Genomic DNA, 18,267 nt, shown 5'->3' with positions numbered 1-18,267 from the left:
TAAAATTGGCAAAATGTGTTTAAACCTAATAACTGATGGATCATTTTAAAACGCAATGGATACAGCTAACTTTCCCTGGTTAACAACAACAATTCTGTTTCCCATTGCTGCGTCCTTGCTGATTCCTTTAATTCCCGATAAGGATGGCAAGACGGTGCGGTGGTATGCCCTAATTGTGGGTTTGATCGATTTTGCCCTACTTGTTTACGCTTTTTACACTCAGTACGACTTCAGCAATCCAGATTTGCAACTGGTAGAAAGCTATACTTGGGTGCAGCAACTCGATTTGAACTGGTCTGTGGGTGCTGACGGTTTATCGATGCCGCTGATTTTGCTGACTGGTTTTATTACTACTCTGGCTACTTTAGCGGCTTGGCCGGTCACATTTAAACCGAAGCTTTTTTACTTTTTGATGCTGACAATGTACGGCGGCCAAATCGCAGTTTTTGCCGTGCAGGATATGTTGCTGTTTTTCCTAGTTTGGGAACTGGAATTAGTCCCGATTTACCTGATTTTGTCAATCTGGGGCGGCAAGAAGCGCCTCTACGCAGCAACTAAATTTATCCTATACACCGCAGGCGGTTCGCTATTTATTTTGCTGGGCGCGCTGACGATGGCGTTTTACGGCGATACGGTGACTTTCGATATGCGGGCGATCGCAGCTAAAGATTACGCCCCCAATGTAGAATTGCTCCTGTACACAGGTTTCTTGATAGCTTACGGCGTCAAACTGCCAATTTTTCCGCTGCACACTTGGCTCCCTGACGCTCACGGCGAAGCAACCGCACCCGCCCACATGTTGCTAGCAGGAATTTTGCTAAAAATGGGCGGCTACGCTTTGCTGCGGATGAATGCGGGAATGCTCCCGGATGCTCACGCTACCTTCGCACCCATCTTGGTAATTTTGGGTGTGGTTAACATTGTTTACGCGGCCTTAACTTCTTTTGCTCAGCGAAATTTGAAGCGGAAAATTGCTTATTCTTCGATTTCGCACATGGGGTTTGTGTTAATCGGGATAGCTTCGTTTACCGATTTGGGTGTTAGCGGTGCAATGCTGCAAATGGTTTCCCACGGTTTAATTGGCGCGAGTTTGTTCTTTATGGTGGGTTGCACTTACGATCGCACTCACACCCTCATGCTGGACGAAATGGGCGGTGTAGGACAGAAAATGCGTAAGGTTTTCGCCATGTGGACTGCTTGTTCTATGGCTTCTTTGGCTTTGCCGGGGATGAGCGGTTTTGTAGCAGAATTGATGGTGTTTGTAGGTTTTGCAACCAGCGATGCTTACAATCCGGTTTTTAAGGTTTGCGTGGTATTTCTAGCTGCTGTCGGGGTGATTTTGACTCCGATTTATCTCCTGTCGATGCTGCGTGAAATCTTCTACGGGCCTGAAAATAAGGAATTGTCGGATCATGAGGAATTGGTGGATGCGGAACCGCGAGAAGTGTTTATTATTGCGGCTCTATTAGTGCCGATTATTGGTATTGGTTTGTATCCGAAGATGCTGACTCAGGTTTACGATGCGACTACTGTTCAGTTGACGGCTAAGCTGAGGGATTCTGTGCCGTCGCTTGTGGCTAAGGCTGCTGCGGATAAAACTGTGTCTCTGCGTGCTCCGGCGATCGAGCCGAGCAAGTTGTGATTTGAACGAGATTTAGGAATAAAACCCCCAAACCTTTTTAAGAATTGCGTTTGGGGGTTTTCTGTTTTTTCTGAAAGTCATGGACGCACTCCGACAAAGAAACCGGGTTTTTTACCTTATCTGTGGGCTGCAACCCGTCTTTTCGTAAAAAAACCCGGTTTCTGGGTCCCCATGCGTCTAGGGCTATTGATAGATAAATTAGGGAAACTTTGGTTCTTAAACAATCTGGAGTTGGGTTTGAGAAACAACATGGGTATGCGATCAAGGAGTGCGATCGAAGTGTTAGACCGCAACTATAGTATAATTAATAGTTATGCGATGTGAGTTGTCTTTTGAGGCATAGTTGTAAGGTTAGTGGTGGGTAACGAAGATTTATGAGCGATTCAGAAGCATTTTCACCCAACTACATTACTGCACGAGAGCGATTTCGAGCAGCAGCTTCATCTTTCGGTTATCAGCAAACTGCCTATCCAATTGATCGGGTTAGTCCAACTGATGAAGAATTAACTATTGATGTGGCGATCGGTGGTTCTTCACACCCACGACGATGTGTAGTAATTTCTAGTGGCTTGCATGGAGTAGAAGGCTTTTTGGGATCGGCAATCCAACTTACCTTGTTAGAAAAGCACCAACTTCTCACATCGTTGTCACCTGATATTAAAGTTGTACTTATTCATTCTCTGAATCCTTATGGTTTTGCATGGCGACGACGTTGGAATGAAAACAACATAGACTTAAACCGTAATTTTTTATTGTCTGAAAAAGTTTTTGAGGGCAGCCCAAAGGATTATCCTAAATTCAATTCTTTTCTCAATCCCATTTCACCTCCCTCACGAATTGAACCCTATATTCTTCAAGCTCTCTGGCTGATATTGAGATATGGAATGACCAGTTTGAGAAACACCTTTCCTGTAGGGCAATACGATTTTCCAAAGGGACTTTTTTTTGGTGGTCATGCTCCATCCAAAACTCAAGAGATTCTAGCTAGCAATTTGCCCCAATGGATTGGTAATGCTTCAGAGGTGGTGCATATTGATTTCCACACAGGTTTAGGACACTGGGGAACTTATAAGCTTTTGCTTGACGCATCTGCAACATCAGAATCTTGTTCAAGACTAGCTAAACGATTTGGAGCAGAAACAATAGAACCGAACAGTACAGAAGGTGTGTCATATCCAATTCGCGGTGGATTAAAAACTTGGTGCCAAGCTCTTCTACCAAAGTGTCGCTATGATTTACTAACCGCAGAATTTGGCACTTACTCAACGATTCAAGTCTTGAAGGCATTGCGGGCTGAGAATCGTGCTTACTGGTGGGGTAAGTCAGACCAGAGCTATGAATGGACAAAACAACAGTTGGTAGAAGTGTTTGCACCCATATCTCGAAAGTGGCGAGAACAATGCTTAACTCAAGGACTGGATGTTTGTAAACGAGCTTTGATTGACTGAATGAGTTGCGACGGTCAGCGATCGCAATACCGAATACTTAAAAATTACCAGTGGGTCGATCGCCATTCAATTCGCTACGATCGCTCTCTTAATTTCTATACTTATTGTTCTGCCAAGAGTGCGATATTTGTCAAGGGCGATCGCAGCCTCGCAAGTTGTAATTTGAACCGGATGCGAGTGAGGACAGCCCAAAACCTCGATTATTAAACGGGTTTTGGGGTTTTCTATTTTTTTTAGGGCAATCGAGCTTTTAGGATTCTGATTACTTTTGTTTGGCCCCAACCCAGTAAGTTTTGAAGCCAGGGGCTAAAATCCAATTCAGATAGCTATTAAAATACAGATTGCAAGCTTATTGGCTTTCCAGAATGCAAAATCAAGAGTCACCTATTGTTTTCGATCGAGAACGCGCTTCTTCCTACGACAAAAGATTCGCTAAATTGGCTCCGATGCGCGACGCACTTCATTTACTGATCCGCTTTGTACTTTCTGAACTTCCTACCGATGCACGGATTCTCTGTGTCGGTGCGGGAACCGGCTTGGAATTGATTTATCTCGCTCAAGCGTTTCCACAGTGGCAGTTTACTGCGGTAGAGCCTGCGGCACCGATGCTTGACATCTGTCGCCAACGCGCCGAAGAGTGTGGTATCGCGTCACGTTGCACTTTTCACGAAGGCTATCTCGATTCACTGCCCGCATCGCACTCTTTCGATGCGGCGACTTGCCTTCTGGTTTCTCACTTCTTTATGCAACAAGATGAGCGGTCCAACTTTTTTAGTCAAATTGCTTCACGACTTTGCCCTAACGGATATTTGGTCAGTGCCGATCTAGCTTCCGATATGTCTACTTCAGCGTACCAAAGCCTTTCCGAGGTTTGGCTGCGAATGCTGAGGTATGCGGAAGTGCCTGCTGAGGAGATTGAAAAGTTTCGTGATTCTTATGGTCGAAATACTGCTGTGCTACCGCCAATTGAAGTCGAATCAATAATTGCATCCAGCGGCTTTGATACACCTGTATTGTTCTTACAGACCCTTCTGATTCATGCCTGGTATGCTAGGCGAACACCACCCTCGCTAGAAGTGTAGTTATCAACAGCCGCTGAAAAATCTCGTGAAGTGGACTGACCAAAACCAAGTGTGAGGTTGCAAAGTTTTCTGGAAGCCACAGAACCGAGTCGCGCCGAAGAGCGATCGCAATACCCAATACTTTAAAATTACCATTTGGTTGATCCCCCTTCCATTCGGTATTGCGCTGGCTCTTTTAGTTTCTAGCCTTATTGTTGTTATACGGAGAGTGCGCTCTTTGTTAAGGGCGATCGCCCGGAGTAAGTGAGGTATCATATTTACAGTGTAACTGATAGCTATAATTTATAATTATGACCTGACTCCCCTTTAAAATATTCATAAAGATGAATAGAATTAGAGGCGCTGAGAAGGAATTGCGCCCAGACTTTTTCAAGATTTCTATTCATCACTAGAAGTGATCATTGTCTGTTTAGGACTACTGGAAATAGCAATAACAACTACTCATCAGGTTTAGCTTTGCAAAGCCAATTTTTGATACTCCTGTCGAATAGGAATCTGAATGATGAACTCTGCCCCCTCACCGGGATGAGAAACACACTTCAACTGTCCGCGATGTTTTTCTACCACAATCTGGTAGCTGATTGACAGCCCCAGACCGGTGCCCTTCCCTACAGGTTTCGTCGTGAAGAACGGGTCGAACAGCCGCCGGTTCACTTCCTCTGTGATACCGGGGCCATTGTCGCAAATGCGAATCACCACAAATTGCGGAGCTTTGCGGGTCGGGCCGAGGTTGGGGGAATCCACCTCAGCCGAAGAAACTGTAGAGCTTTCCGCAAGGGCGGGATTGGAAATCGGGGATTTTTCTTCTTCCCCATACCCCACTGAAGTGCGAATTGCGATCGTGCGCGGCCCCCTTTGGTCATTGAGAGTGTCAATCGCATTCGCCAGTAAATTTACAAACACCTGGTTCAGTTGGCCCGCATAGCACTCCACCAGCGGCAGCGGGCCGTACTCTTTAATTATTTGAATAGCAGGCTGGTCTAATTTAGCTTGCAGCCGGTGCTGCAAAATCAGTAGGGTGTTATCGATGCCCTCATGGATATCGACCTGTTTCATTTCCGCTTCATCCAGTCGCGAGAAGTTTCGCAGGGAGAGGACAATTTCGCGAATGCGGTCTGCCCCCACCTTCATCGAATCCAGCACTTTGGGTAAGTCTTCCATCAAGAAATCTAATTCTATTGCCTCAATATCCTCAACAATCCCTGCTGTGGGATGGGGGTATTGTTCTTGATAGAGTTTCACCAGTCCTAGTATGTCTTCACTGTATGTCCTGACGTGACTCAGGTTGCCATATATGAAGTTAATCGGGTTATTGATCTCGTGGGCAACCCCGGCCACCATCTGTCCCAGTGAGGACATTTTCTCAGTCTGAATTAGCTGGGTCTGGGTGCGCTTGAGTTCTTGGAAAGAAAGCTCTAGTTGTTCGGCTTGTTTTTTTAATTGCGCTTCTGATAGTCGCAGAGCTTGCTCTATCTGCACGCGATCGCGAATTTCCTGGCTCAGGAGCCGATTTTTTTCCTTTAATTCCTGCGTCCTCTCTTCCACTTTATGTTCTAAAGTCCGGCTGTAATCTTCTAATTGCTCATTGGCTTGTTTCAGGTTGTCAGTCGCCTCAGACAAATTGGCATAGAGTCGAGCATTTTCCAGGGAAATCGCCGCTTGAGAACAGAGCACGGTTAAAACTTCCAGGCGATCGGGAGTAAACGCGCTCCTTGTCAGATTATTTTCCAAGTAAAGCAGACCAATAAGCTTTCCTTTATGGACGACCGGCATACATAAAACTGACTTGGGTTGGGCGTTAAGAATATAGCTATCCCTGGTAAAAAGTCCCTCCTGACTTGCATCATTTAATACCACATCTTTCTGAGTTCTAGCCACATAATTGAGGAGAGAAAACGGCAATTTTTGACTCGTTTCTATTGGTGTGGATTGCAGCAATAATACCTCATTATTATCTATGCTTGCCGTCCCTTCTACCACCAGTTGACCATTTTTCTCTAAAATTAAGTAACTTTTTTCAGCCCCAGCATTCTCAATTGCAATTTTCAATAACTTAGAAAGCAGACTTTCCAGAACAATTTCGCCAGAAATAGCTTGAGAAGATTTCATCACAGAGGCGAAATCCAGTGCTGCAAAACTCCCCGTAGTCGTCGAGCTGGTCGTCCGTGATACGTCGAAGCTGGGAGTTTCTTTGGTCAGTATTCGCGAGAAAAATTCAGGATATTCTTCTGATAAATATTGCACTTTTGCTTTCGCTCCCCAGCGAATATATCCATAGTAAGCATCCGTCAAATAAATCTCCGCTATCTTCTCCCGCCCGCGAGAGAAATAAAACTCGGCGGCCCGTTCATTAGCTAGGGCTTCTTCCTGAATGTATCCCTGTTCTCTGGCTCCTTGAATGCTAGCGTCATAATACTCCATCGCTTTGCCAATTTTTCCCAAAATTCGTGCTTTTTCTGCCTCCACTAACTCGTACTTGTGTTGATAATTTATCGGCCCATGTATAGCCCATTGCTGCATTTTGTTCTGATTTTTAGCCACTTGCTTCAAGGATTCTTTTTGTTCACTGCTGGAAACTTGGGGATATTGAGCAAGGAGAGCCAGAGAATAGTAGAAATTGTATTCCGCACCACTCATCAGACCGGGCACACCATCTTTGTATTTTTCTGCTGAGCGGGCGCTCTTGACTGACTGAGCGTAATCTTTAAACAAATAAAGTCGAATCAATTTTGTCAGGTGAGCCAAAAAAATAAACATATGTTTATTATCGGCAATTGACTGGTGGAGGAGTTCTTCTTCATTCAACAATTCGCCCTTGAGCATATATTCCTCTTCAGATGCGGCGAGTAATTGTAATACCATTACTCTCCACGTCTTTAAGTAAGGAATATGCGAATCTTGTTTAAGTTTCAGCAGTAACTCAAGATATTGCGCCTGCTTCTGAGCAACTAATTCCAGCGGTTGACCTGTAAAAAACATATGATCGCAATAGTAGATAGAATTATAACCCACATCTTCTAAATCTCCAGTCTCCAGACCGCTTTTAATTCCCTCCATCATTGGCGCTAAACTTTCCTTGCCATGCTCTTTCCAGTGTCTAATATGAGCATTAAAAACTACATATACGTAAGATTTTAGTTCTTTGGCATCAAAGCGATCCAACAAATTTAAGGCTAGTTGTCCAAATCTATATCCCGCATCTATTTCACCGAATGGCCCGCATAGAAGTAGGCCATAAACCGCATACCCAGCAGTGGCCTGGGGCGAATTACCATATTGGATACACAGATAAATCATTGTAAATGCAAATTGGGGAAATAAGGCAGGAGCCACATGATAAGAAAGAGGAGCAGATTTCAATAATATCCCCATCGCCACTAGCTTATTGATATCAGTCATTTCTGGCAGATTAGCTAACGCCTCAGTATTCATTTCTTGTGGAGGTTCCGAACAAAGAGAGACACCCAGCATCCCCAGAACTTGCAGCCCAATATCAAACGCGACTTGTATCTGGTTTTGCTGGGAATAAAACTGCATTTGGATTTCATAAACTTTGACTTTTTCGAGCAGAGTTTTCGCGTGTTTAAGAGCCTCCTCAGAAAGGATTTTTGCTCGCTCGAAGTTGATGTTTAGAAATTCCACCGCCGCCGCTTCCGCATACAGAGGGAACGTCAGGTCATACTGAGTTTCCCAGCTATCTTCTCTGAGGAGTTCTAGCCCCACCCGTAGTTGTCTGGCGGCAGTTTCATAAGCTGTTGCTGCCTTAGCTTTTTTGCCGGCTATCAAATTTAATCGGGCTAGACGATCTTTTTCTGCCTGATCCGTGATGCAGTCAGCCCCAACATTTAACTGATTGACAATCTCAAAGATATTTTCTTCAATCTCCTCAGCAGGAGTATGCTCCAGTAGCAGTTCACCGATTTTCAGGTGGGTCTGTTGTTTCTGAGATTCGGGAATAAGAGAATACGCCGCTTGCTGCACCCGGTCATGGAGAAATTTGTAAGCGATAGGCGCGTGATGGCTGTAAGAAAAAGGGGTAGGTGAGCATGATAGCAGAGGACAATCTGGAACTATTTTATCCTTTACTTCCCTGCTCATTTCATCGGAGGTAAAAACGAGAGGGATTTTGTAGGCTTCGCTGAGGGGCAAAACCAAGCCAGCCTGAAGAGATTCCCACAAATCCGCCGCCGTTTCCGACTGAGATTTTTCATTGACAATAGCCAGAACGTCTAAATTAAATTTGTCTCCAATACAGGCGGCTAACTTTAAGACATCCTGCGTCTCCTCCGAGAGTTTTTGAATATTTCTGGCAATCAGTTCGACGACATTATAATCTGTGATGCCTACTGCTTGAATTTGGTTCAATGACCACTGCCAGCACCCAGCACTGAATTCAAAGGTCAATAGCTTTTCTTGATGCAGAGTAGCGAACATCTGAGTCAAGAAGAAAGGATTGCCCTGGGTTTTATTGAAAAGTAGCTCAGACAATTCAGAAACCCGGTGTCTCGGAACAGAAGACTCATTCAGGGTATCCGCTACCAGCAAGCTGACGTTCCCAATATCCAAAGGACGGAGGGTGATATTATTTACAACGGCCCCATTCTTTTGAATCTCATCCAACGTCACCATCAACGGATGCGTCGGACTCACTTCGTTATCTCGATAGGCTCCCATCAGCAGTAAATATTGGCTGTCCGGGTCACAAATAAGCAAATGAATCAACTTGAGTGATGCCGAATCTGCCCACTGTAAGTCATCCAAAAAGACGACGAGCGGGTGTGAGGGTTTAGTAAATACATGAATGAATTCTTTAAATACCCGGTTAAAGCGATGCTGGGATTCAAATGGCCCCAATTGCGGAACCCCTCCTTGAGGCCCGACAATCAGTTCGACTTCGGGAATGACATCTACTATGACTTGGCCATTTGAGCCTAAAGCTTCTAAAAGTTGCTCTTTCCAAATCGCTAGTTGTTCCGAACTTTCTGTTAAGAGATGCCGCATCAAACCCTGAAAGGCTTGAATCAAAGAAGCATAAGGAATATTTCGTTTTAATTGGTCAAATTTACCGGATATAAAATACCCGCGCTGCCTGACAATCGGTTTTTGAACTTCATTTACTAAGCAAGATTTGCCAATCCCTGAGTAACCGCTGACTAGCATCATTTCGCTGGTACCGCCGGAGACTCGCTCAAAGGCTGCCATCAAAGTGGCTACTTCTTGCTCACGACCATAGAGCTTTTGCGGGATGATAAATTGTCCACATTTATCCCTCTTACCGATTGGAAAGTTGTCAATTTTTCCATGGGTTTGCAGTTGATGACGGCATATTTCTAGGTCAGCTTTTAGTCCCCTAGCGCTTTGGTATCTGTCTTCAGCAGTTTTAGCTAATAATTTCATTACAATGTCAGAAATTGCTTGGGGAATCTCACCGATTTGCTGATGGGGTGGCACGGGTGTTTTAGCGATATGGCAGTGAATTAATTCCAGGATGTCGGTGGCTTGATGTGGCCGCTTTCCAGTTAGCATTTCGTAAAAGGTGACACCTAATGAGTAAAAGTCGGTACGGTAGTCCATTGAGCGATTCATTCGCCCGGTTTGTTCTGGGGACATATAGGCAAGGGTACCTTCTAGCAAGTTGGGATTGCTGAGGGTCTGGTTTTCTCGCTCTAGGTGCGTGGCAATGCTAAAATCGATGATTTTGATTTGACTGGTTTTGGGGTTGACAATAATATTTTGCGGTTTAATATCTTTATGAATAATCTTATTTTCATGCAGTTGAGCTAGGGTTTCTGCTAGATGAATTGCCCGAATCAGAAATTTGCTGATTTCAAGTTGTTTAGCTGTGATTAGGTTTTTCAGGGAGTCTCCGCCAAAATCTTCTAATATCAGCGCCAGACCGTTATTATGCTTTTCTAAAGAGTAAGCTTTGATAATTCCGGCTATGTCGAGAGTTTTGAGAATTTTATATTCATGCCTCAATCGTGCGATTTCTTCTATTGTGGGATACTCAGCTTTAAGGGTTTTTACTATAACCGGAGTTGGCTCGGACTCCCTAACGCCGCGATAAATAACTGTATTGACACCTTCATGAAGCGGCAACGATAAGAGTTTGTAACCGGGCAGCGTGGTTTTCATATTCGTTTTTTCGATGAGTACGATTATTCGGGTGTGGAATTGATGGATGGGAACCTGAGACAGCGATGTTCGATCGCCTGTTGGGAAAAATTTCAACTAGCCGGGCCTCAGCTTGTTAATAAGTGCCAATATTTTGTCCATTCCTTCAATGCTAAAGTGCATGATGGCTTAATCTTTAACTATAAGTATAATACCTGTGCTGGAGTTGGAAAACCAAGAATTGGCGCTGGAACAAGGGCCTCCAGATAAATTAGGTGATCGCACTAACTCCACGTCTGTTTAAATGTCTCTGGACGTACTCCGCACAGACGCTTAAAGTTTTCATAGCTCAGGTTTTTTACATCCCAGTAGCTCATTATGTGGCTGTGCCTAAATTATGATCACTTAGGATTATACATCCTACTACAAAATGTTTGCAGCACTTCGACCGGGCGCGATCGTTGCTCTTAACAGGGTACAAGTCGCGATCGCCTTGCCTACTTTTTTAACAGGTATATTGTAAGAGTGTGCTAGCCAAAACTGAGTTACTTGAGCGCGCGATCATCGCTAAGTTGAACACCTAGTCTGTAAGTGAGCAAGATGAGATTATGGAATAAGTTAAAGATGATCCCAGATCGGAACCAGCAAATACTCGTTCTCCCGACGCTGTTGCCAAACTTGCAGCGCCACGGACTGAGTATCACGCAGGTAAAACCCAAGAACTCGCTCCAGAAACATGGTGAATTCGCGTAATACAGCCCACGTCAGTAATAGGATAAAAAGTTACAAAAAAGGGGGAATGTATGCAAACCCTCCTTTGGAGTCGTGAAGAAGTCCCGCCTCGTGCCAAACATTTGTATGAGATCAGCATCCCCCCCAAAATTGACTTAGAAGAGAATGTTAGCAAGCTCGTCATCATGGATATAGAAACAGGCGACTATAAAGTTGATGAAAATGGTTTATATGCTGCTGATGACCTGAGTGCGAAACATCAAAATGCTAGGCTATTGGGTATCGGTATTGGATATAAACTGGCTGCATCTCTAGGTAGTGTTATTGAGCTTGTTTCTAAGTGATTTCACGTATTGTATGTGATAGATATGCTAAACTTAATTTTATTGGATTTTGCTTGAAAGTCAAGCTGTTTGAGTTGAAATTTATGAGGACGTTGACTGCGGTGGTTCCGAAAGACCCTAACACGAATTTATATGTAGTCTATGTTCCCGGTTTCTAAGAGAGCGCATTCTCAAGGAGAAACTTTAGACGACATACAAGCGAACTTACGTGAAGCGAGTGAAATGTTGTTGGAAGATGAGAATCCAGGATTAAATCGACCTTCTATTCAGTACGATCGCCCTTTTAGTCTTTACCCTTAATTCTTCTAGTTGCTGTAGTTGCTAGAATAGCAGCGAATATTAACCGGACTGCAACTCATGCTAAAAACCATTGAAGGCATTTGCATCACTTGCCAAATAATCCTATGATGGTGCATCATGATCTTGATGATTGTTTCATTCTTCTAACTAAGCTAATATGCGATCGCTTGTCTTGACTCTAGCTCTCATATGTTTAGCCACCCCCGCTGTTGCCACCACCTGCGAGGAAAGCTTTCAAAAAAAGGGGGACTTTTTGAATGGTGCCGCCTTTTCTGCACGTGTTCAGGTTGAGGGGTTATCGATAGAGAGAGCATTTTCCCAATTACGACCCATTTTAGCCCGCGAGAGCATCAGAACGATCAGCACCGATGTGAGCACAGGTGTCATGAAAGCCGAAAATCCCGCAACAGCATTTCAGCGTGCTTTGCCGATCGATGTTTTTGCCTCAGCCGACGGAAATCTATTAACTGTCGAGATGATCTTTACCATTCCCAGCGGCGTGGGCGCAAGTAGGGATACCGTGAAGCGATACTTGTGCGGTGCGCTAAATCAATTGTTGCCCAAAACTACAAATTAATATGTAATCATTCATTTGATGAATATTAGTTTCCCACACTCGATCGCAATACCCCATACTTCAAAATTACTGCGGTCGATCGCTCTTTAATTCAATGCGTTAGCGAAGCCCTCGAAGAGGATCGCTCTCTGAGTTTCTAGCATTAAGTTTATTGGTGGGTGTTCTGCATCAAGTTGGATGGAGAGATTTTTACACTTGGCAAATTATATTTGGTCGCCGAAAGCTGTGCAACCATTTGTGCACGAGACGAAACCTCAACCTTACGGAACATTCGCTTCAAAGCTTGCTTCACTGAATTTTCAGTAATCCAAAGTTCCCTCCCGATTTCTGCGTTGGTTCGCCCCAAAGCAACCAATTCGGCAATTTGCAATTCACGAGGCGTTAGGCGTGAGCTCTTGAAAGGTTGGTGTTGCGATTCCCTACTGGATAGCTTCGCCGCGCGCACTGTTGCAGCCCAAACAGACAAATGCAAACAGATCGCACTCAAATCCGCTAGATTTTGTGTATCAAAGGCGGGCATTGACTGTTCGCGCGTATAACCCACTACACCCACTAATTGACCACCGCTGACGATCGGCCCCGCCATCACGTGCCAATGATCGGGGCGGGGACAAATTATTGTCCAAACCTTGGGTGATGATGTCACTAATGCTTCATGGACAGCAGCATGGCGCTCCACTAAATAACGTGCAACAGGATTATGTTCGATCGATAGCGCAACTTTCAATGTTTTCTGAAAATTGCTATCTGCTAAAGGAAGTCGATCGAAGAAAAAGATTCCAGATCGTTTAGCTGCAAAATACTCACCGATTTTGGGCACGATTTGCGATCGCAAATCTTGTTCGTCCTTTACCTGGTCGATCGCTTCAAATAAAAGCTGCAAGGGACTTGTCATGCTCATGGTGTCAACCGATTTTAGATTTTAGAATTGACCCCACGGATGAATCTGGGGGCTTGTAACCAAATTGCTTGATTTTCAACAAGAGTACCCGATCGAGGTCTAGAAGCATTGCAATACTCGAATTATATTACCGTTATAGTCTCAAAAGCAAATTGACATGACAACAGATTTGGAAATCGATCGCACTCCTACACCTTGGATGCCGATCGGCTTTTATGCGACTTCAATAGTCTTTAATGTCTGCTTAATTGCTCAGTTATTGACAGTGGGAGTTGCCTACTTCAATAATCCTGCATGGTGGAATATTCATGTTTGGCTAGTGCGAGGGTATGGTGGATTGTCATTAGTATTACTGGGATGGTCGTTTATCGCTCCATTCTCACGCAGAATACGACATCTCGCCGCAAGTTTGCCAGTGCTACTTGGACTACAATTTGGCAGCATTCATCTCAAAAGTCCTCTTCACCTAGAGATACTCCATCCTCTAATTGGATTTACGTTACTCTATGTTTCTTCAAGCCTTGTACATCGCATATCGTCAACTTTATCATCTAGCAACTATCAACATAATCAAATTTGAGAGGTATAAATGACGCAAGATGCAATCTTCACTCCCTTCTTTGCCACAGTGTTTCTAACACTCATAGTTTGGGTGTATATGTACATCCGCCGTATCAGTTTTATCACCAGTAGAAAGCTCAGTCAAAAGGATTTTGCTGTACCGACCGCACTGGCACAAATCTCGCCACCAAGCGTATCCAATCCATCGGATAACCTAAAAAACCTGTTCGAGATTCCGGTACTTTTCTATGCGCTTGTCCTATACCTCTTCATCACAAAGCAGGTGGATACAGTGTATGTAAACGCCGCGTGGGTCTTCGTTGTGTTTCGCACATTGCATAGTGCTGTCCATTGCACATTCAATCCCATCATACTTCGGTTCTATCTTTACCTATTTGCCACGCTCGCGGTGTGGTTCATCGCTATCCGCGCAGCCATTATCCACTTTGGCACGTAGGTACGCTATTACTGTAGAGCGATCGCCCTTCAATTCGGTGCGTTAGCGAAGCCCGCCCCTACGGGGGCTACGCCAACGAAGAGGATCGCTCTATGAGTTTCTAGTCTTATTGTTATACGGAGAGTACGATCGCTTTTTGGTTTGGGCGATCGCCGATTTGTACCATACTGGCATCTGTGAACAGATTATTGATTCCCCCAATTATGATAAGTTTACATATATCAGCCGATCGCAGTTTACTCCCAATTTAACCGCGTATTAAACGGAATGTGGCAGGTGTCTGGATCTCACGGAAATATCCATGCCAAAAGTGCGATCGGGCTTTAGGTTTAAATATCTCGATGCCGGATTCCTAACATTTAATAGATAATTCTAGGGTTTGTGGTTTAGTGCGGGAGGCGACCGATGTCATCTGCTTAACCAGATGTTTAAGAAATCGAGGGATTGATATCAGTTGATTAGCGAATGTGGCGAGGAAGACCAACGTTAAAGAATAGTGAGCGAGTCAGCAAGTTATAATTCCCAACTCAGAATATCTTCGGAACGCACAAATGAGGGGTAATACCCACCGATTAACGATTAACGATTACCGATTACCGATTATCAATTACCAATTACCAGCCGAATATTAATTAACAAATCAACCCGACATGATATCATAACCTTAACCAGATCATTTCTTCCCAGATATGTTCTACTGTTCTAATCCAAGTTGCTCCAATCCTTTCAATCCCGACAATTCTAAATTCTGTCAAAGTTGCGGATCGCAAGGCCTCAACCCTTTATTCAGAAACCGCTACCGCGTGATTCGACTGTTGGGCGAAGGGGGATTTGGCAGAACTTATGAAGCGGTAGATACGGATCGCATGGACGATCCCTGCGTAATCAAGCAGTTTGTACCCCAATTTCAAGGAACCTCAGCACTTGAAAAAGCCGCCGAATTGTTTAAGCAAGAAGCGAAACGACTTTACGAACTCGGTGAACATCCCCAAATTCCTCGATTAATTGCTTATTTTGAACAAGACAAGCGACTTTATTTAGTACAAGAGTTGATTGAGGGGCAAACTTTACTAGCAGAATTAACTCAGCAGGGCGTTTTTAGCGAAGAAAAAATTTGGCAGTTGCTGGCAGATATTTTGCCGATTTTGAAATTTGTGCACGATCGCCATGTCATTCACCGAGACATCAAACTTGAGAATATCATGCGGCGCCGCACCTCTGTTAGTTCCTCCCTGCCAAAGGCGGGAAATTTTCGGAATTCACCTTTCCGAAGGGGTGGGCGAGGAGAGTTGGTTTTGATAGATTTCGGCATTTCCAAACAAGTGACGGGATCCCTGATGAGCAAAGTAGGCACGACGGTAGGAACGCCCGGATATTCGCCTGTAGAACAAATGCGCGGTCAAGTTTTCCCCGGAAGCGATTTGTACAGTTTGGGAATAACTTGCCTGAGACTGCTAACTCAATGTTTGCCAAAAGTTGACGGTGCCGATGACCTTTATGACCCGATCAACGGCGGCTGGATGTGGAGAGAACGGTTGCCTCCCGGCACAAAAATCAGCAGCGAGTTGGCAAATATTTTAGATAAATTAATTCAAGATTATCTCAAAAATAGATATCAATCGGCTGATGAAGTAATCAAAGCTTTAAATCTCTATTCTTTACCTCCCCAACCCCATTGTGTTAATGGAGGACAACTTGCTATAAATTCTTTTCTGACAAAAGAAGCACAACTTGCTATCAATCTCCCGCTCAATCAAAGCGGGCAAATCAATAGCAATATCTCTGTCACTCCCAGGGAAAAATTCAACACAAATCCGCCTCCGAACAAGGCATTGCAGAGAATTGTCGCTGTCAAAAGCACTTTTGACTTTCAGTTTGTGACAGTAGACAAGCGCGGGAAGCAAACTAATGTTAACAGCGGCAAAGCGCGTTTTTTGGAAGAACATCTTGGTAGCAGTACACTGCTGGAAATGGTATCTGTTCCGGGCGGTACTTTCCTCATGGGTTCTCCAAAAGATCGGGGTGACAGCGACGAAAAACCGCAGCACCCAGTAACTTTAGGCTCTTTCTATATTAGCAAATTTCCAGTCACTCAGGCCCAGTGGACAGCAGTGGCGGCGCTGCCGGAAATTAAAATATTTCTCAATCCCAATGCGGCCCGTTTTAAAGGTGCAAATCGACCTGTAGAAAATGTATCTTGGTACGAGGCGGTGGAGTTTTGCGATCGACTTTCTCGCAAAACTGGTAAGAATTATCGCTTGCCTAGCGAAGCCCAATGGGAATATGCTTGCCGGGGGCAAACTACGGGGCCGTTTCACTTTGGGGAAACGATTACCAGCGAGTTAGCCAATTACAACGGAAATTCTAATTACGCTGATGCGCCCAAGGGAGTTTATCGCTTTCAAACAACAGATGTTGGCAGTTTTAAACCTAATGCTTTTGGATTGTACGATTTCCACGGAAATGTTTGGGAATGGTGCGCGGATTCTTGGCACAATAATTATAACGGTGCGCCTGCGGATGGTAGCGTTTGGGAGTCTGACGCGGACTCTTCGCTGAGGTTGTTGCGGGGCGGTTCTTGGAACGATCATCCTCCGAATTGTCGCAGCGCGTGTCGCCTCAGATATCAGCCGGATTGCAAGGCTAGTATTGTGGGTTTTCGAGTAGCTGTTTGTTTTGAGTGATCAGAGTCCAAGGGCAATTATTTATCGCCTTCAAAAATCGCCCACCTTTGTAACTCTAGAAAAAATGACCCAAAATTTAGCACTATTAATTTCGCTAGCAATTGAAGTTCCAACTGTTCTGCTGTTAGCACAGCTTATGGAACCAAGACCTGACAAAAAGCTGCTCTTGCTGCTAATCTGCGCTGGCATTGCTACTCTTGTAACTCATCCCATAGCTTGGATCGGCTCCCAAATGCTGATTCCCTATTTGAGATTTCCAGAACGAGCAGGATCGATCGAAATCATTGTGACGATAGCGGAAGGGGCTTTCTACGCGCTAGTAGGTAAAATAGGCTGGCGGCAAGGACTTTTTCTGTCAGCAATTGCTAATGCCACCTCTTTCTTCGGCGGCTTGGCTATCTACCAACTGCTTTAACTTCGATGAACCCTGTTTCCGCAGGACAAACTATAGCCAGCAACAAAATGGGAATTTCTAACCAAGCATGAATAGCAGCTACCAACGAGTAAACGCTGCGAGTACCTGTAAAAGATTGAGTAAAAGCCACAAATAAAAGTGTTCCCAAGATAGCAACTGTCCCGCGAAACAGCCAGCCCCTTTGCCAAGGAAAGAAAGTACGAGCTTTTGCCCAACTCGCAGCATCATCCCAGTGAGGCAGTACGCCGAGAACAACCGCATAGTGCATACACTGAAGGAACACGGCGGCAGAGAAAGCTCGGTCGCCCATAGCTTCCCCGTGCAGCTCTGGAGGTACAAATACGCCCAAGTGAGAGGAAAGTGACCCTGCTTTCAGCAGCGAAACTGAGGGAGATAGCAGATGAAGTTGAGCTAAGGCGGCGTGTGGCAAGCCGGAAAGAATTAGCAGCGGTATGGTAACAAAAACTAGCAAACAGCAGCATAAAGCGCGCTGTCGCCGTTCGCCTCGTAGTCTTTCGGCGATGAAACCAACTGGTGTTAGGTTGTGCAAGATACTAAAAACCAACAGCAACATAGCAGGCGCGATCGCAATGCCTGCCGTCACTCCCGCCACCACTGCTATGCCAAAAGCACCCCACAGCCAACTACGCAAGGCGAGTTTAGGAACGACTAATCCTGCTAGGCACGCAACGCAAGTTAATTCTAAAGGTGCGATCTGCAAGCTAGAAATCAAGCCCAGCATAAAGCAGGTGCGGAAGCTAACAATTAGCAGCAGGAGCCAAATCATCCCCAAACGTAAGTTGTTTCCCAGGCGAGAATTAAAACGACCATCAACATAGCGCAATTCGGTGATGACGTGAGCTAGTCCAAACATTGCCAGGGCGAGCGTGTAAGTTGCTAGTGGCAAAGCAACTGATATCAGAGCGCAGGCTAGCACAAGCACAATTGCTGCTATTAGCACCAACTTATGTCTTGGCGGTAAGGTTTCCATCGTCTCCATGAGGTGCAAG

At 44.8% G+C, this 18,267-nt stretch carries 14 protein-coding genes; 11 read left to right on the top strand and 3 right to left on the bottom strand.

Going from position 1 to position 18,267, the window contains the following annotated elements; translation table 11 throughout:
• Window positions 1–55: 55 nt before the first annotated feature.
• The 4 genes from QUA07_RS08965 to QUA07_RS08950 all read left to right on the top strand — a co-directional run bounded on the left by QUA07_RS08965 (window position 56) and on the right by QUA07_RS08950 (window position 4,172).
• A complete protein-coding gene (locus tag QUA07_RS08965) occupies window positions 56–1,642 on the top strand; it encodes an NAD(P)H-quinone oxidoreductase subunit 4 (RefSeq protein WP_445305879.1) in 1,587 nt (528 codons plus the stop codon).
• Between the two features lie 374 nt (window positions 1,643–2,016).
• Window positions 2,017–3,090 carry a M14 family metallopeptidase gene (locus QUA07_RS08960; protein WP_333324250.1) on the top strand — a complete coding sequence of 358 codons (1,074 nt, stop codon included), beginning with the start codon at window positions 2,017–2,019 and terminating at the stop codon, window positions 3,088–3,090.
• Window positions 3,091–3,297 (top strand): hypothetical protein, encoded by a 207-nt coding sequence (locus tag QUA07_RS08955; protein WP_333324248.1) that lies wholly within the window; start codon window positions 3,091–3,093, stop codon window positions 3,295–3,297.
• Between the two features lie 158 nt (window positions 3,298–3,455).
• Complete coding sequence (locus QUA07_RS08950; protein ID WP_333169256.1) at window positions 3,456–4,172, top strand: class I SAM-dependent methyltransferase; 717 nt, start codon at window positions 3,456–3,458, stop codon at window positions 4,170–4,172.
• Between the two features lie 450 nt (window positions 4,173–4,622).
• Here the strand turns inward: QUA07_RS08950 and QUA07_RS08945 are convergent, their stop codons facing one another.
• A complete protein-coding gene (locus QUA07_RS08945; RefSeq protein ID WP_333324246.1) occupies window positions 4,623–10,307 on the bottom strand; it encodes an AAA family ATPase in 5,685 nt (1,894 codons plus the stop codon).
• Window positions 10,308–11,089: 782 nt separating this feature from the next.
• On the opposite strand from QUA07_RS08945, the gene QUA07_RS08940 reads away from it, so the two are divergent.
• Together QUA07_RS08940 and QUA07_RS08935 are read left to right on the top strand one after the other, a co-directional pair.
• Window positions 11,090–11,362, top strand: a complete 273-nt coding sequence (locus QUA07_RS08940; protein ID WP_333169259.1) for a hypothetical protein — start codon at window positions 11,090–11,092, stop codon at window positions 11,360–11,362.
• Window positions 11,363–12,047: 685 nt separating this feature from the next.
• On the top strand, window positions 12,048–12,239 hold the full coding sequence (locus tag QUA07_RS08935; protein ID WP_333080367.1) for a hypothetical protein: 192 nt from the start codon (window positions 12,048–12,050) through the stop codon (window positions 12,237–12,239).
• Window positions 12,240–12,387: 148 nt separating this feature from the next.
• Here the strand turns inward: QUA07_RS08935 and QUA07_RS08930 are convergent, their stop codons facing one another.
• A complete protein-coding gene (locus tag QUA07_RS08930) occupies window positions 12,388–13,140 on the bottom strand; it encodes a LuxR C-terminal-related transcriptional regulator (RefSeq protein ID WP_333324243.1) in 753 nt (250 codons plus the stop codon).
• 157 nt (window positions 13,141–13,297) lie between these two features.
• Here QUA07_RS08930 and QUA07_RS08925 point away from each other — a divergent pair, with 157 nt between their 5' ends.
• The 5 genes from QUA07_RS08925 (at window position 13,298) to QUA07_RS08905 (ending at window position 17,257) form a co-directional block, all read left to right on the top strand.
• Entirely contained in the window at window positions 13,298–13,720 is a 423-nt protein-coding gene (locus QUA07_RS08925) for a DUF6220 domain-containing protein (protein ID WP_333324241.1), read from the top strand.
• A gap of 9 nt (window positions 13,721–13,729) precedes the next feature.
• A complete protein-coding gene (locus QUA07_RS08920) occupies window positions 13,730–14,158 on the top strand; it encodes an MAPEG family protein (RefSeq protein ID WP_333324239.1) in 429 nt (142 codons plus the stop codon).
• Window positions 14,159–14,267: 109 nt separating this feature from the next.
• Entirely contained in the window at window positions 14,268–14,420 is a 153-nt protein-coding gene (locus tag QUA07_RS08915) for a hypothetical protein (protein ID WP_333324237.1), read from the top strand.
• Between the two features lie 427 nt (window positions 14,421–14,847).
• A complete protein-coding gene (locus QUA07_RS08910; RefSeq protein ID WP_333324235.1) occupies window positions 14,848–16,842 on the top strand; it encodes a bifunctional serine/threonine-protein kinase/formylglycine-generating enzyme family protein in 1,995 nt (664 codons plus the stop codon).
• A gap of 64 nt (window positions 16,843–16,906) precedes the next feature.
• A complete protein-coding gene (locus tag QUA07_RS08905; protein WP_333292640.1) occupies window positions 16,907–17,257 on the top strand; it encodes a hypothetical protein in 351 nt (116 codons plus the stop codon).
• Here the strand turns inward: QUA07_RS08905 and QUA07_RS08900 are convergent.
• Window positions 17,238–18,257 carry a hypothetical protein gene (locus tag QUA07_RS08900; protein WP_333324233.1) on the bottom strand — a complete coding sequence of 340 codons (1,020 nt, stop codon included), beginning with the start codon at window positions 18,255–18,257 and terminating at the stop codon, window positions 17,238–17,240. The genes QUA07_RS08905 and QUA07_RS08900 overlap by 20 nt on opposite strands.
• Between the last annotated feature and the right edge of the window lie 10 nt (window positions 18,258–18,267).

This window comes from Microcoleus sp. T3_A4, assembly GCF_036700465.1.
Lineage (GTDB): Bacteria > Cyanobacteriota > Cyanobacteriia > Cyanobacteriales > Microcoleaceae > Microcoleus.
This window is presented reverse-complemented; position numbering and strand designations above follow the sequence as displayed.